This is a genomic window from Pontibacter sp. E15-1, assembly GCF_022601975.1.
Classification (GTDB): Bacteria; Bacteroidota; Bacteroidia; order Cytophagales; family Hymenobacteraceae; genus Pontibacter.
Window position 1 is genome coordinate 22381 of record NZ_JAKVIR010000019.1, and the last position, 15244, is coordinate 37624.

A 15244-nucleotide genomic window follows, 5' to 3' on the forward strand; every position below is an offset into this window, starting at 1 on the left:
ATTAATTTAAAAATCGAATTTAAATCTACCCCTTATACCTATATCTGACACATTAGGATGATCGAGATACGTCAGGCGTTTCACCACATCAATCCTGAAGAAGTTAAAGATGTTACCGATGCCCACACTGGCCTCCATGTAGGGCTTGTCCTCCAGCGTGTACGTCGCCTGCCGCCCGTCGTCAAAGGTCGGGAAGCGCAGCAGGTCGGGGTCGCCTTGCGGCATGTTCTCGCTGCGCACCTTGCCGTACAGCGCCTTAAAGGTAACAAACTCCCGTAGCTTCGTTTTCTTGAGCAGCGGTATTTTGTTAATGATAAAGCCGTTGAAGCTGTGGTCGATGTGCACACTCGCGTATTGGTCGCTGACAAACTCCAGGAAGTTCATCAGGTTGTATGACTGCAGCTGGTACGAATAGCTCTGGTTGGCGCGGTGAATCATCAGCAACGGGAACGGCACCTGCCCGAAAATGTATCCGCCTTCCGTTACCACGTCCGAATAGCCCAGCTGCGACAGGTAGAAGCGCTTGTACACGTTCAGGGCAACTTTCTGGTACTCGTATTCGCTATCGAGCAGACCTTTCATACCGGCCGCTGCCCGTAAGGTGAACACTGGATGCCGGTTAGCAACCGGCGTGCGGTACAGCTTGCCCTGGAAGAACTGCTCATTCGGAGCCCAGCGCAGCTCCAGCGAGGCCTCTGATGTGGTCAGTTGTGGCACATCCAGCAGCTCCATTTCGCCCGACGCTGTTTCCACATTGCGCACGTACTGCAGCGATCCTGCTGTTGCCTGCCGCCAGTTCTTGAAGCCAATCCTGTAGGAGAAGTGGTTCTCGAACTCGTGCAGGTAGTTAAGACTATAGGTCTCGTTGTAGAGCCATTTGTCGTTTTCGCCCCGCTTAAAGGAAAGCAGGAAGTTATCCTCCTGCACAAACTGCAGCTCCTGGCCGGGGATGTTGGTGTCTTTCTGGTAGCTTGCGCTGATAGACCGCACCGGAAACTCATAGATAGACCTGTCGGTGAGCGAATAGCTGCCGCCCAGGTAGTACTTCCACTTCTCATCTTTAAACCCGTAGGCGGCATAGGTCTCCAGCATGTACTTCTTGCTGAATGTGGTGGTGGTGCGGCCGCCAAAGCGCAGGCGGAACCCCTCTACCGGGTTAAAGCTGTAGAACGTGTTCAGAGGGCCAATCTCGATGTTCGGCCCCAGGCGCTTGTAGCCGGCAATCAGGGCAGTGGCCCAATCCATGGTCCGCTGAAACGACTTCATGTTCACCAGGCTGTCGATGTTGGTATAGGTTTTGGCCTCCACGGCTGTAAGGGAATCGTGGCGGCTGGCCTGCCAGAAGCTCTCGTCTTTGGCAATGGCACTCTCCACGCGCACCACGGCTTCGCCTTCGTACAGGGAAGCAGGCTGTGGCTCGTTCACCTTAAAGTCTTTGTATGATACAACACGCTCACCGTACATACCGGCATCGCTGTTCTGCGTAAGCCCGAAGTCGGTTTTGATCACGCTCTTGCTCAGATGGTAGCGCCCGTCCGGGTTCTTCTCGAAATCAAGGTTGATCTTCAGGTCGCGCACCCAGTTGATGCTCACGCTCTTTGCCACCTCCATCTCCACGCTCTGCACGGCATAGGTGCCGTCAATCGTCACAAGCAGCTTGCCCGTAAACATAAAGGCGGCAGGGTTGCGCGGCTCGAACCGAAGCTCTGCCAGCTTTCTGCCACTCTCCGTCGTGACGGTGTCTGTGAGGTAAAACTTATAGAAAGTAGGGGCCATATCGGCGATAGGGCTCAGGAACTGGTTCGTCAGGATCGTGATGTTGTTGTCGTAGATGTCGATATCCTGGTACATGTGCTGCATGTAAGAGGTAAAGCCCTTGTTGTCGATAAACTCACCGAAATCAACTTTCTTCTCGGCCTTCACAATCGTTTTTCTGGTCTCCGGGGCCTTGCGGTAATAATGCTCCGCCAGCTGCTCCTGCACAAAAAACGGCAACAGCGCCTTGCCCTCCAGCACGGTGGTGTCGAGGTTGCTGGTAATGAAGTCATACTTGCGCAGGAAGATGTTTCTTTTCAGCTTCTCCGGCGTGTTCACCAGTGACATCTGCGTTTTTTCGTACTCCTCGTACTGCACATAGTCGTAGTGCTCCGGCCGGTTCTGCTCCTTGTGGTCCACGATCTCCCGGATCAGGTCCACGGCCGGATTGTTCTTGTTGCTGTACTTCACCTTACGCTTCTTGCCAACCACGACCACCTCACTCAGCTGCTTGGCGCCGGTTTTAAGCTTCACGTCCAGCGTTTGCTCCTGCCCGGGCGACACACCCAGTGTTACGGTCTCGTATCCTAAATAAGAAAATTGTACCTTGTTTATACTTTGATTTGTTCTGATCAGGTAGTTGCCTTCAAAGTCGGTGCTGGTACCGATGCTGGTGCCCGGCACAAAAACCGACACCCCGATAAGCGCCTCATTCGAAACAGCATCCCTTACAGTGCCTTTTACAGTTGTAACGGCACCCTGTGCCATTACGGCGGTCGCATTTACACCTGAAACCACCAGTAACAGCGATAAAAGCAACCCGTTTATATATAGCTTATATATATTCCTACTTGAATACATATCGTTTTTGAATTAAATAGTTATAGAAAAAACCGACAAGCACGGACGTAATAACCTTGGAGTAGACATAGCTACCCCCTCCGTAATGCGTTATCACATACACGCCCGATGCATTAAGCAACAGGCTGCCGTTCCAGACCAGGAAATACTTGATTGCTTGTGCCGGTATAGTTTTGTCTGCAGCATGAAACACCCAAGTTCTGCCCAGGGTGAAATGTGTTACACCACCTGATACAGTGCCCACTGTGGTGCCGGCCAAATACCAGAAGCCGCACAGTTCCACAGCGATGATTGTCACCAGAAAATCGACAGCAGACGCTACCAGAGAGGCAGCCTGCGCCTTCAGGAAGGTGAACATTTAAAAAACCTTGTAGTATAAAAGTATCTGTAAAATTAAGTTCGCGTAAACGCCCGCCAATACGTCGTCCAGCATTACGCCTAGGCCTCCTTCCACACTCTCCAGCCTTCTTATAAAAAGCGGCTTCGCAATATCAAAGAACCTGAACAGGACCAAGCCTGCGCACAGGTACGGTAGTTTAACAGGTATAAACAACATGCTGATGCACATTCCCGCCACCTCGTCTATCACTACTTTCTTGTCGTCTTTGCCCCACAGCGGCTCAACCTCCGTGGCGGACCAGACGCCTACCCCCGTCAACAACAGCGTTATGATAGGGAGCCAAAGCACAAGCTGGCTCCCACCAGCCCATTGCGTGGCATACAGGCAAAGACAAACGGCTACGGCGGCTACCGTACCTCCTCCCTTTCCTATATAGCCGATGCCAAGGCTGGTGGAAACTAATTTGTGTATTCTAAGCACCTTAAATCTGTTAAAGCTCTTCCTCTACAAAGTCTTCGTAGTAGTCAAGGCCCAGGTGCGTAATCAGGTCCTCTCCCATCATGTGGCGAAGCGTGTTCTGCAGTTTAATCAGCTGCTTAAAGATGTCATGCTCCGGACGAAGGCCTTCTGCCGTTTGTGGCGACTTGTAGTAGAACGACAGCCACTCCTGGATTCCGCTCATGCCGGCACGCTGTGCCAGGTCAGTAAACAGGGCCAGGTCCAGCACGATTGGTGCTGCCAGAATAGAATCACGGCACAGGAAGTTGATCTTGATCTGCATCTTGTAACCGAGCCAGCCGAAGATGTCGATGTTGTCCCAGCTCTCTTTGTTGTCACCGTGAGGAGGGTAATAGTTGATGCGTACTTTGTGGTAGAGATCACCGTAAAGCTCCGGGTTGTCGTCTGGGTGCAGGATATCTTCCAGTACCCCCAGTTTGGAAACTTCCTTGGTTTTAAAGTTATCCGGATCGTCGAGGACCAGGCCGTCGCGGTTGCCCAGGATGTTGGACGAGAACCAGCCGTTGATGCCCAGCGCACGCGCTTGGAGGCCTGGAGCCACGATGGTTTTCATCAGCGTCTGGCCTGTTTTGAAGTCTTTACCGGAAATGGCTACGCCGTTCTCTTTGGCAAGCTCTACGATAGCGGGTATGTCAACTGTCAGGTTCGGCGCACCATTGGCGAAAGGTACACCCAGTTTCACAGCAGCATAGGCATAAATCATGCTAGGCGCAATGCGTGGATCATTGTTGCGAAGGCCCTCTTCAAATGCAGCTACGGTTCTGTGCACATCGCTTATTTCCGTATATACTTCCGTAGATCCGCACCACACGATCACCAGGCGGTCGCAACCGTTCACTTCCTTGAAGTTGCGCATGTCTTCCATCAGCGCTTCGGCCAGTTCATACTTGGTTGCTGCTAATTTCACGTTAGTACCATCTAGGTTGCGGGCATAGGATTTATCGAAAACCGCTTTCATCGGCTTTATAGCTTCCAGCTCCGGCTTGATGGAATGCAGCAGCATCGGTTCCAGCACCTTGGCGTTTGCAGCGGCTTCAAACACATTGTCTTCATACACGTCCCAGCCACCAAAAACGATATCGTTCAGGTTTGCCAGCGGCACAAAATCCTTGATCAGCGGGTTGCGGTTTTCTGTACGCTTGCCCAGACGGATGTTGCCCATCTGCGACAGTGAACCAATTGGCTGGGAGAACCCTCTACGGATAGCCTCCACACCTGCTATAAACGTGGTAGCAACTGCCCCTAAACCCGGTAGCAGGATACCTAAACGCCCTTCGGCTGGTTTTACTTGATATTCCATTTTATTTACTTGTATCTAAAACTGTTTTATATTTTTAAACTTAAAGCCAATTATGTTCTTTGTACCATTTTAAGGTCAGCGCCAGGCCATGCTCCAGGTCATATTCCGGTACAAAGCCCAAGTCATTTTTAATCTTATTGATGCTGCAGTTCCAGTTTTCAGCAGTCAGTTCATTCAGCTTTTCTTTGTTGAGCGCAGGTGTTTTACTGCTGGCCGTATAAGCTGCTTCCAGCAGGCTGGCCACTACAGTCATCATACCGATTGGAATATGAAACCTGACCGACTTTTTCCCGAGTACACGCTTTGTTATACTTGCCAGGGCATAACGGTCGTAGCTGTTGCCATCCGAAACATTGTAGCTGGCGTGATTTATACTTGCCTCCAATGCCAGCATCACCGCCTTTGCCAGGTCTTTTACATACACAAAGCTTAGCCACTGCGGCTTACGGCTGATGTAAGGTTCTACCCCCAGGTTCAGGGTCTTCAGGATGATGAAAATATCTTTTTCCCGGGGGCCGTACACCGCTGTGGGGCGAAGGATAGCCAGTGGCAGGCTTTTTAACTCCGACAGGTATTGTTCTGCCAGTAGTTTGCTCCTGCCATAAGCCGTTACCGGCTGTGCCCTGCTTTGCTCACAGATTGGCTTGGCGTCCGTATAACTCACCGGTCCCAGTGCTGCCAGGCTGCTGATGAACACAAACTTCTTCAGCCGGATATTTGCTTTTGTAGCCGCCAAGGCCAAATTCTGGGTATAGGTAGCGTTTACTTTGTTGTATTCCTGCGCTGTTTTGGCTTTGGTTATGCCCGCAGCATGAATGATGTAGTGGTACTGCTTCTCTTCCAGTTCCCTGACTAAAGCGCCTATATCGTTAAAGTCGAGCGCGGTATACTTAATATCGAAAGACACCAGATGGGCTACCTCACTGGAAGGACGCACGGCGGCGTATACCTCCAGCCCTGCCTGCACCGCAGCTTCCACCAGATGATAGCCTACAAACCCGCTTGCCCCTGTTATCAGTACCCGTTCCTTCATAGTGCCTTCTCGTAAATCCTGTACCTTTTGTATGGTTTGGCATCCATGTTCAGCAGGCCTTGGTTCATCATCACGTTGTTTTCCAGTATCCAGGAAGCTTCTGCCATTTTCATGTTTTTCTCGCGGTATTTTTGCATGGCCGTGCCATAAAACACTGCTTCGATACCCATTTTTCGGTAGCCTTCCACCACGCCCAGAGCAATGATGCGTACAGCATTTATCTTTTTGCGCAGCAGCAGCAACTTGAAAATGCCGGTTGGTAATAACCGACCCTTTCTGATCTTCTTGAGTACCTGGTTAATGTCTGGTATAGCCAGAGAAAACCCGATCATTTTGCCCTTATGCTCGGCTATAAGGCAGAAATCCGGATCTACCACCAGCTTCAGGTCCTTGGCCAGGTAATCAAATTCCTTGGGAGTCATCGGCACAAAGCCAAGATTTTTATCCCAGGCAGAATTATAGATCTCACGCAGGCTGGCTGCTTCTTGTTTATAGTTCTTCAGGTTGATCGGCCTGATAATGATATCTTTCTGTTCGAGCCGCTTCCGGATAACTTTTGACAGGCGATACGGCTTATCGTTGTAGTTCTGGGCCAGGAACTGGTAAGCCAGCAGGTCTACCTTTTTCTGAAGGCCCATCTTCTCCAGCAATTGGATATAATACTTATAGTTATAGGGCATCATCGCCATCGGCGAGCTGTCGAAGCCTTCCACTAGCAAACCACAGGTTTCATTGGTCGAGAAGTTAACAGGCCCAATCACCGTTTTAGCCCCTTTTGCATACAGCCACTGCTGCACTTCACTGAACAGCATGGCTGCTACCTCGCCATCATCCACGCAATCAAAAAAACCAAAGAAACCATCCTGAGTATTGTTGAAGGCATTGTGGTTGTTGTTAAGTATAGCCGCAACCCGACCTACTATTTTATTTCCCTGGTAAGCCAGGTATAGCTGCAGCACCGAATGCTCGTGAAACGGGTGTTTGCCTGGAGTTAACAGATCCTTCTGCGCGATATAAAGCTCGGGCACATAGTGCGGATCGTCTTTATACAAGGCATGAGGAAAGTCTATAAAGGCTTTCAGCTGTTGTTTTGTCTCAACAGGCAGCACTTTCTTCATAGGATGCATTTCGGGAGTTAATGCCAAGAAGCTTAAATGCTTCCGCTATTTTTGTTACGGCTTCCTCGATCTGGCTAAAGGTATGTGTCGCCATGATGGAAAGCCGCAGCAAGGTCGAATCGGCAGGCACGGCAGGCGCTACCACCGGGTTTACAAAAATGCCGTTGTCCTGCAGCACTTTTGTTACCTGGAAAGTATGGTCGTTGTCGCGCACATAGATTGGGATGATGGGCGTTTCCGTTGGCCCCAGCTCCAGTCCGGCGGCTGTTAGTAGTTGTATGGCATAGTTTGTATTTGACCAAAGTTGCAGCCGGCGCTCCGGCTCGGTTTGAATGATGTCCAATGCTGCCAGTGTACTGGCCACCGAAGCCGGCGACATACTGGCGCTGAAAATCAGTGAGCGGGCATGGTGCTTCAGGTACTGGATTGTGTCAAAATCGCTGGCAATGAAGCCACCTAAGGAAGCTAGGGATTTGCTGAAGGTTCCCATGATCAGATCGACTTGATCCGTCAGGCCAAAGTGGGAGGCGGTGCCAGCCCCTCTTTCCCCGATCACACCTAATCCGTGTGCGTCGTCTACCATGATGCTGCCTCCATAGCGCTCGGCAAGTGCCACGAGTTCAGGAAGTTTTACAATATCGCCTTCCATGCTGAATACCCCGTCCACCACGATCAGTTTAATAGCGTCTGATGGCAACCGGCTCAGCTTCTGCTCCAGATCCTGCATGTCGTTGTGCTTGTACTTGAGCACTTTCGAAAATGAAAGCCTGCTGCCATCGATAATGGAGGCGTGGTTATACTCGTCCAGTAAGATATAATCATTGCGGCCCGTGAGGCTGGAGATAACCCCCAGGTTAACCTGAAAACCAGTGCTAAAGACAAGGGCTGCATCTTTGCCCACGTACGCGGCTAACCGGTTCTCCAGTTCCAGGTGAATATCCAGGTTTCCGTTCAGGAAACGAGAGCCCGCGCACCCGGTACCATACATCTCGATGGCTTTTAATGCGGCTTCTTTTACTTTCGGGTGATTGGTGAGTCCCAGATAGGCATTTGACCCAAACATCAACACCTTCTTGCCATTTATAACCACTTCCGTATCCTGCGCAGACTCTATTGATCTGAAATAAGGATAGGCCCCCTGCGCCATCGCCCTTTCTGCTGCATGGTAAGCAGCACTTTTCTCGCGGGCGAGGATTTTCTCACGAAGTATTTTGCCCATCTGTGTAATACTTAACTTATTTAAAATAATATTCTTTCTATATAGCAATGTGGGTAAATCTGAGTTGATGGCCTTAAAACCTTGCCTTAAAGTAAAAAACAAGTTCTGAACTCGCTTTATAGTTTGTAACTAAAAGAACTTATAGTGATTTGGCTACCCATTATCATACACACGAATAACAAAGCATTTCTTCAATCTTTTAAACTAAAAGTGTATTTTGGTCTAAAAAAGCAGAAAAAAATTAGGCTTTGAGTCCTCTCAACAAAAGATTAGTTAGAATATCTATTCTGCTTTCTAAGTCTGCATACCTGTCTTCTATAATTAACCCAACCTTCAAACCACGCAAGGCACAGGTCATCGAAAAGGCAATAGCATCAACGTCATCCACTGTATAACCGGCAAATTCTCCTTTCTCAAGTCCTAAAATAAGGATATTGCGCACTGTGTTAATCTCCTTTCTTTGATATTGTCGGCTCAAGCCTACTAACCTTGGTATATTAGCCGAGATTTCGCGGAGCACTATTTTCCCGAGGATCGTTCTATTCTGCAACAGCTTAAAATTAGTAAGGCCGAAAACTATTAGCTTCTCTTCAGCAGTGTGCACCCTTCCCACTTCCTCTTGCAGGGCTCGAAACATTTCGTCCATCTCGTTGGTTACTACTTCGTCAAAGATTTCATCTTTGCTCTTATAGTAGTAGTAGAGCGTACTTTTACCCTTTCCTGCCGCTTTAGCAATATCCTCCATCGTGGTTTTACCCCATCCATAATGGATGAAAAGCTTCTTAGCCTCAGCCAGGATTTCGGCCTTTATGCTTTCATCTTTTCCGCTCAAACTGTATAGACTAAATTCGTTTTATGGTCCAAAGGTAAGCAAAAAATTAACACTCCAACTATTATTAAAGGGTATTTGTGAAGTATACTACATTATATCTTCTTATAATAAGTATTTCACGGACTCATCAGTTGGAGCTCTCACCCAAATGAACTTCTACTCTGATTGTCTTTAGGCCGCTGAGGCCTTGTAGTTCCTCCAACTCAAGATATTCAACCTCCCCCGTCAGGTAATGCAGCTTCTGCAAGTAAGTAATGTATCTGCTATATTCCTTCCCAACCTCAGCGCCGGAATACAAGATAGCGTATTTGCCAGGTTATGTGAGGCGCTCGCCCGTACCCTTGATATGCGCCCTATCAATTCGTTTATTCACCAATTGATACCGTGTGTTATAGGCACCTTCCACGTCAAATCGCTCACCTTCTAAAGTTTATTAGCCCACAGTTAGCCGCCTGATCAAGTTATCCAGAATTTCCTGCGTATAACCAATGCTTCTGGTATACTCCAGGCATAACTTATACTCCCTTTCTTCCACTTTGCCATCCTGCAGGACCATCATGATGAGGGCCTGGAGCTCGAGATGTTTATGCAGCCCTAGTTCTGGAACGATGAAAGCAAGGGAGGATAAGTTTTCAGCAATAGGAAGGGTGTCCTCCTGTGTCAGCCCTAGTTGTTCTCCTACCGTCAATAAGAAATCGCTTTCCGCATCATCTACATACTTATCAGCGACGGCTATTAGTACAAGATTCTGGAAAAAGGCAAGTTTCTTCTCCTTGGAATTTAGAAAGTTATTTACTATTGGTTTTGTATTCATTTCTATTCGATTTAAATTATTGGATTACTAATGAGGCGCTTACCCATTATCTAGGCAGCTCTTCTCTTAATGTGCTTCAGAATCAGGTGTATAAGATCCGACACGGTCAGATTAAGTGAGATATCCACCTCCTCCATTTCCACGTTATACCGCCATTCCACCGTATTCAGTAGCCAGTTTACATCCTGAATTGTTATAGGGAGCTCCCTTAACGTGCTATTGCGTGCGTGCCTAAAGTCCTGTGAGAGGTGCCATTCGGGTTTTAGAATGTGATAAATGCCCTCTGGTGTTCTTGATAAATTCGAGTGACGCATAATACTTTAAAACTAATTCTTTCTTTATTGGCTTGTTAACTACATATAGGCTGTAACCTATATTTTACCAGTCACAAGAGCGATACCCGTACCACTAAGTGGCTCGAACGAAATACCCATGTACTGGCAGAAATCCTGCAAGGTCAGTTGGCGTCCATTTTCGGGCATTGGCTTGTTATCCCCAGTTTCGTATATGGCGGCTTCACCTTAAGCACATCGTCGCGGGCTATCAGCGCTTCCTTATTACAGCAAAACTTATACTTGCTTAGCCTGTAACAGCAGGTACCCCTACAATGCTGCGCCACTTCTTACGCCAGTTGACTAGTCGGCGGCGGTTCATTTTGCCAAACCGGAAAAGCAATACCGCCAGCATGATCCATAAGCCTGCCATGACCACATAGCCCAGCATCTCCTGAGCCGTGACCAGCACGGCCTGTGGCATCACTGCACCGTAGAGACCCAATGAACCACCCGAAGTAGCGGCACGCGCCATGACGGCAGTATTGGTTACGTCCATGTGCTGGGCAAGCTGCTGCAGGTTCTCTACCTGCCCCTGGTACATGCCATAGGAAATGAGTGCCGAGAAAAAGGCAGGCCCCAGAAAGGAGCGGACTACCACCAGTACGGCGGCCGAAGAAAGCATCTCCATCATCTGCAACCCAACTGCGTTATAAACCCCCAGCCCCGCAAACAGCACCACCATGCCAAAGCCCCTGAGAGCTGATGCCATGTAAAAGTCATGCATGCCTGCGCCCGGGTTTACTTTGGTATAGAGCATCAAATACCCCAAGATAAAGGCCCCAAACCCAATCAGGATTAAACCTTTATGGTTGTGTTCGTACTTGTTCCAGAAAAAAAGCAGCAGGCCTCCAACTACCACACCTGGTATCATCCAGAGGTTAAGTATAGCATTAGTTTGGGCACTATACTTGAGTATACCTGAAGTGAGTGCACTTTGAATAGAACCTGCCGCCAGGAACAGCCCCGTCAGAAAGACCATCACAAGACTGGCCCATACATTCCGGATCTTAAGCATGCGCAGGTCCAGGTAAGGCTGTTCAACAGTGAATTGCCGTCTTACGAAGAGCAGCAACGTAATCACAAAACCGATGGTAGCGCCTTGTATATAAACCGAACTGAAGTAATCTTCCACCCTCGCAAAGACCAGCACATAGTTTAGCAGCATCAGCGATGTCGTCACCAAAAAGAAGCTTAGCAGATCCAATCCTTTTAAGGGAGCATAGGGCATTGTCCGGTCGTTGTGGTAGCAGATGACCACCAGCAGCAAACTAACCAGCAGCCCCGGCATCATAAAATAATAAGCATACTCCCAGCCAAAGGTATAAGACAGTTCCGCTGAGAAATAGGCTCCCAATTGCCCCAGGACAATGCTTATTGGGTAGAAAACCGCATAGAAACGCCCACGGTTACCATCCGGGCTGATCATCATCATGATCGGGATGATCACCTCCATCAACGTGAACATCTTCAGGGAGCCCATCACCAGGTTGCTAACTATAAGCACCACCGGAGAAGTCGTCAGGGCGCAGACCACCGACAGCAGCAGCATGCCGCTTAATGTAATCAACAGAATGGTGCGCCCTTTTAAAAAGCTCTTGATCTTAATCAGAAACGGGAAGACCACCATCATACCTATAGCAGAAGCATAGTTGGCCATCATCATATACTCGGTCATCGAGCCAAGTCCGCTGACCATGTCGTTGATGTTGGCGGTATAGAGGCCGTTGGAGGTAAGCGCTGTAATCGTGAGCACCAGGATCACCAGCAGCCCCACCGGCTTTGGTACCCAATCGTTAAAAAGTCCTTTGCGTACTTCTGACATCTTATAAAATTGCTTTCACCTCTACGTTCATACCTGCCCGCAGCTTCTCCAGATCGTCTTTACTATTCGCTTCTGTAAACTCGATGCGCACCGGGATGCGTTGCTGCACTTTCACGAAGTTACCAGTGGAGTTATCTACCGGAACAGCCGAGTATTTGGCACCTGTGGCCTCTGATATGGCAGTTATCTTCCCTTTATAAACTTTGCCTTCTATGGCATCCACGGTAATCTCAATGGGCTGGCCGATAGACAAATTCCCTGTCTGTGTCTCCTTGTAATTGGCTACTACCCACACCTGATCGCTGCGTACAATGCTGGCCAGTGCCTGGCCCGGCTGTATCAACTGGCCTTCCTGCATCGTGCGACGTCCCATCACCCCATCATAGGGCGCAGTAATCACCGTGTACTTTAGGTTCAGTTTTGCCATGTCCAGGGCAGCTTCGGCACGCTTGATGTTGGCATCGTTTACCGCCAGCCTGGAGCTAACTTCTTTGGTCGAAAGCTGCGTGGTCTGCTTTTGGCGCTCCAGCGCAGCCAAACGGGCCTTAGCAGCATCGTATTCCGTTTTCATCTGCTCGTATTGCTGGCGTGTCACGGCTTCGTCTTTTAGCAGGCTTTCGTAGCGTTTATAGTTCTGCTCCACGTTCCAGAGCCGAGCTCTTGCTTCGGCAATGTTGGCTTCCGATACCGCAATGTTGTTGCTCACGGTGTTTACACTTGAGCTGGTCACGTTTTTATTAGCCTGGGCATCAAGCAACGCGGCTTCAGCCTGTGCCAGCTGGATGCGGATTTCATTGTCGTTGATGACCACCAGCGTATCGCCCTTCTTAACCGACTGATGCTCTGTAAAGCGTATCTCATCAATGTAGCCACCCACCCGGGCGTTGATCGGGTTAATGAATTGCTCTACCTGGGCATCGTTAGTCACCTCGTTCTTGCTGAAATCAAAGTATAAACCGGCTACCCAGATCAGCCCACCTGCGATGGCCACCAGCAGTAAAAGATTAAGTATAATTTGCCCGGTTTTACGTTTTTTGGGCTTTGTATGCGTCGCGTGTGCGTTTGTATCTTGTGACATATGTGATCTGTAATTTCTATTAAAGGTTTCCGGCTAATCTTTCTAATTGGTAATAAGTATAAATGATGTTGGCATCAGCATTGGCCTTCTGCAGTTCCGCATCCAGCTTGGCATTGGTGGCATCCAGCATGTCTGCAAGTAGGGCCAGGTTGGCCAGGTATTTTTTTTCCACGATGCGGTAGTTTTCGTTGGCCAGGCGTACGCCATGCTCAAAGCTCTTGCTTCGCTCTCTGGCCTCGTTGTGCTTTATAAAGGCACTGTTCACTTCATTTTCGAGGTTCTGGCGTTGCAGCGTCAGGAGTTCCTGCTGCTGCACCTCCTGGGCCTTGGCCACCCCAATGGTATGCTTGGCGTTATAAAGCGATGAAATATTGAAATTTATACCCACACCGGCATTCCAGCCCTGCGAGTACATGTCCATCACTGGATTTGAACTGGTTATCGGCCTTATTGTAGAGTTTCCGGCCTGCAGGCTTATCGTTGGCAGTCTGTCGGCTTTTGCTATCTCCAGGTTCTTTTGGGCAATTTCAGTGTTTACCTGTCCTGCTTTTATATCCGGGAAGTCGTTGAGGGCCTGGGCCAGGTACGTGTCATAGTTCTGCACCTGCGGCAGGGTTTGTATAAAGGAAGAATCAGGGACAATGAATGTGCTAGCCGGCACCCCCACAATCTGACCTAACTGCTGGTTGGCAATCGTTAGGTTGTTGTTTACCTCCTGCAGCGCCATGTTCAGGTTCGTGATCTGCAGCTCGCTTCGTATCACGTCGTTGCGGGTCAGCATGCCTTCTTTGTACAGGTTCTGGATATTCTGAAGGCGCAGCTTTGCCAGGTCAATGTTGCGCTCGTAGGTTTCCCGTTGGTTCAGCAGGCGGTACATATCGGCATAGCGGCCCACCAGCAGCAGTTTTATATCGGCCCGGTTCTTCTCAAAAGTAAGCTGGGCCACCTGCTGGTTGAGCGCGGCTGCCTCTATACCCTTGTTAATAGCACCTCCCTTGAAAATAACCTGGCTGGCCTGCACGGCAAATGAGTTACCAAAATGGGGCATATCCACGCTGGCTACTTCGTTTAGTTTTGTATCCAGGATGCGGGCGTTACCAATGTAGCTGCCGGTTAAGTTAGCGCTCAGGCTTGGCCTTTTTTGAGTTTTGGCTACTTCCCGGCGCTGGTCCGCTATTTCTATACCTGCCCGCGAGACCTGCAGCTGCTGGCTGTTCTCTTCAGCCAGTGTAAACAGCTCCTCTATAGTATATACCTTCGGTTCCTGCTGCTGGGCAAAAGAGCCGGAGGCAAGAATAGAAAGTATAAGGCTCAGAGCGAAAGATTTATAATTCATAAAGTACTAAACAGTTAAATATTTAACTAATAGATCAAAAAATTTTATTTGTTCTGTTGCTCGAAATTCAGATAGATCGCCTCAAAAAGAATCAGCCCACTACCGATTAACTCACTTGGTATATTCCGGCCGGCGATCTCAAACATTTCTGTAATCCAGGGCATGATCAGGTCCTTCATCTCCTGACCTTCATCTGTCAGGGTAATGATTTTATTACGACGATCCTGGCTGTCTTCAGTCCGCTGCACCAGTTTCCGGCGCACCAAATTATCTAATAAATAGGTTAGACTGGCTTTATCTTTCAGGATGGCATCCGCTATTTCCTGCTGGTTTACGCCATCTTTTCCCCACAGAAATCGGAGCACCTGCAGCATCTCAAAGGTAATATTGACGTCGTGCTCCTTAAATTTTTGACGCATAAACCCCTTCATAGCCGAGGTCACCTTGGATAACTCGTGGAGAAAGTTTGCGAAATTTACGGTTGGAGTCTGGGTCATTTTCTAATTTAGGTTGCAAAGTTATAGGTTTAATAGTTAAACAACAAACTAATTTTAAAAATTGTTCTTTTTAAGTAAAATATATCTAGTGCATGAATCTGGCAAAGAGGTATGTTGAAGTGGAGGTTGATGCCAAGAGCAACACTTATAGAACCATTAATGGAGATACTCTTCTAAAGAGTCAAAATCCCTGTGGAAATGATCGATAATTCCATCCTTTGGTCTACACAATAAAGCTTAAAAACCCGCTTATTTGGATAAATAAGCGGGTTTTTTGTTTCCAGAGTAACATAAAAGTAACAAAAAAGATATTTACCGCTATTACTTCCCCTTTTTACTCTAGTTCTTAAACTCTTCTTTTGATTTCACTTATCAAGATTGGTCT

General features: G+C 48.5%; 13 protein-coding genes. All 13 read right to left on the reverse strand.

Annotated features, from left to right (window positions below):
• Positions 1-6: 6 nt before the first annotated feature.
• The 13 genes from MKJ04_RS14100 to MKJ04_RS14160 all read right to left on the reverse strand — a co-directional run bounded on the left by MKJ04_RS14100 (position 7) and on the right by MKJ04_RS14160 (position 14781).
• Positions 7-2616: a DUF5686 and carboxypeptidase-like regulatory domain-containing protein gene (locus MKJ04_RS14100; protein WP_241642288.1), complete on the reverse strand. Its 2610-nt coding sequence runs from the start codon at positions 2614-2616 to the stop codon at positions 7-9.
• Complete coding sequence (locus MKJ04_RS14105; protein ID WP_241642289.1) at positions 2603-2974, reverse strand: GtrA family protein; 372 nt, start codon at positions 2972-2974, stop codon at positions 2603-2605. The genes MKJ04_RS14100 and MKJ04_RS14105 overlap by 14 nt, the downstream gene beginning before the upstream one ends.
• Positions 2975-3436 (reverse strand): phosphatidylglycerophosphatase A, encoded by a 462-nt coding sequence (locus MKJ04_RS14110; RefSeq protein WP_241642290.1) that lies wholly within the window; start codon positions 3434-3436, stop codon positions 2975-2977.
• A 10-nt stretch (positions 3437-3446) separates the two neighbouring features.
• On the reverse strand, positions 3447-4775 hold the full coding sequence (locus tag MKJ04_RS14115) for an inositol-3-phosphate synthase (RefSeq protein WP_241642291.1): 1329 nt from the start codon (positions 4773-4775) through the stop codon (positions 3447-3449).
• A 40-nt stretch (positions 4776-4815) separates the two neighbouring features.
• On the reverse strand, positions 4816-5808 hold the full coding sequence (locus tag MKJ04_RS14120; protein ID WP_241642292.1) for an NAD-dependent epimerase/dehydratase family protein: 993 nt from the start codon (positions 5806-5808) through the stop codon (positions 4816-4818).
• The gene (locus MKJ04_RS14125; RefSeq protein WP_241642293.1) at positions 5805-6926 is read right to left on the reverse strand and encodes a hypothetical protein; all 1122 of its coding nucleotides are present in this window, start codon (positions 6924-6926) and stop codon (positions 5805-5807) included. Before MKJ04_RS14125 ends, MKJ04_RS14120 begins: the two co-directional genes overlap by 4 nt.
• Positions 6904-8145: a serine palmitoyltransferase gene (gene spt, locus MKJ04_RS14130; RefSeq protein WP_241642294.1), complete on the reverse strand. Its 1242-nt coding sequence runs from the start codon at positions 8143-8145 to the stop codon at positions 6904-6906. The genes MKJ04_RS14125 and spt overlap by 23 nt, the downstream gene beginning before the upstream one ends.
• Before the next feature lie 241 nt (positions 8146-8386).
• Positions 8387-8977: a TetR/AcrR family transcriptional regulator gene (locus MKJ04_RS14135; RefSeq protein WP_241642295.1), complete on the reverse strand. Its 591-nt coding sequence runs from the start codon at positions 8975-8977 to the stop codon at positions 8387-8389.
• A 433-nt stretch (positions 8978-9410) separates the two neighbouring features.
• Positions 9411-9791, reverse strand: coding sequence for a hypothetical protein (locus tag MKJ04_RS14140; protein WP_241642296.1), 381 nt, complete (start codon positions 9789-9791; stop codon positions 9411-9413).
• Positions 9792-10370: 579 nt separating this feature from the next.
• On the reverse strand, positions 10371-11948 hold the full coding sequence (locus MKJ04_RS14145) for a hypothetical protein (RefSeq protein ID WP_241642297.1): 1578 nt from the start codon (positions 11946-11948) through the stop codon (positions 10371-10373).
• A 1-nt stretch (position 11949) separates the two neighbouring features.
• Positions 11950-13026: an HlyD family secretion protein gene (locus MKJ04_RS14150; protein WP_241642298.1), complete on the reverse strand. Its 1077-nt coding sequence runs from the start codon at positions 13024-13026 to the stop codon at positions 11950-11952.
• 19 nt (positions 13027-13045) lie between these two features.
• The gene (locus tag MKJ04_RS14155) at positions 13046-14362 is read right to left on the reverse strand and encodes a TolC family protein (RefSeq protein WP_241642299.1); all 1317 of its coding nucleotides are present in this window, start codon (positions 14360-14362) and stop codon (positions 13046-13048) included.
• A 44-nt stretch (positions 14363-14406) separates the two neighbouring features.
• Positions 14407-14781 carry a MarR family winged helix-turn-helix transcriptional regulator gene (locus MKJ04_RS14160; RefSeq protein WP_241642300.1) on the reverse strand — a complete coding sequence of 125 codons (375 nt, stop codon included), beginning with the start codon at positions 14779-14781 and terminating at the stop codon, positions 14407-14409.
• Between the last annotated feature and the right edge of the window lie 463 nt (positions 14782-15244).

What these genes read in the sequence shown, in the direction of transcription:
- MKJ04_RS14100 (WP_241642288.1), bottom strand. Translation starts at nt 2,616, where the DNA reads ATGTATTCAAGTAGGAATATATATAAGCTATATATAAACGGGTTGCTT.
- MKJ04_RS14105 (WP_241642289.1), bottom strand. Translation starts at nt 2,974, where the DNA reads ATGTTCACCTTCCTGAAGGCGCAGGCTGCCTCTCTGGTAGCGTCTGCT.
- MKJ04_RS14115 (WP_241642291.1), bottom strand. Translation starts at nt 4,775, where the DNA reads ATGGAATATCAAGTAAAACCAGCCGAAGGGCGTTTAGGTATCCTGCTA.
- MKJ04_RS14120 (WP_241642292.1), bottom strand. Translation starts at nt 5,808, where the DNA reads ATGAAGGAACGGGTACTGATAACAGGGGCAAGCGGGTTTGTAGGCTAT.
- MKJ04_RS14125 (WP_241642293.1), bottom strand. Translation starts at nt 6,926, where the DNA reads ATGAAGAAAGTGCTGCCTGTTGAGACAAAACAACAGCTGAAAGCCTTT.
- spt (WP_241642294.1), bottom strand. Translation starts at nt 8,145, where the DNA reads ATGGGCAAAATACTTCGTGAGAAAATCCTCGCCCGCGAGAAAAGTGCT.
- MKJ04_RS14140 (WP_241642296.1), bottom strand. Translation starts at nt 9,791, where the DNA reads ATGAATACAAAACCAATAGTAAATAACTTTCTAAATTCCAAGGAGAAG.
- MKJ04_RS14145 (WP_241642297.1), bottom strand. Translation starts at nt 11,948, where the DNA reads ATGTCAGAAGTACGCAAAGGACTTTTTAACGATTGGGTACCAAAGCCG.
- MKJ04_RS14150 (WP_241642298.1), bottom strand. Translation starts at nt 13,026, where the DNA reads ATGTCACAAGATACAAACGCACACGCGACGCATACAAAGCCCAAAAAA.
- MKJ04_RS14155 (WP_241642299.1), bottom strand. Translation starts at nt 14,362, where the DNA reads ATGAATTATAAATCTTTCGCTCTGAGCCTTATACTTTCTATTCTTGCC.
- MKJ04_RS14160 (WP_241642300.1), bottom strand. Translation starts at nt 14,781, where the DNA reads ATGCGTCAAAAATTTAAGGAGCACGACGTCAATATTACCTTTGAGATG.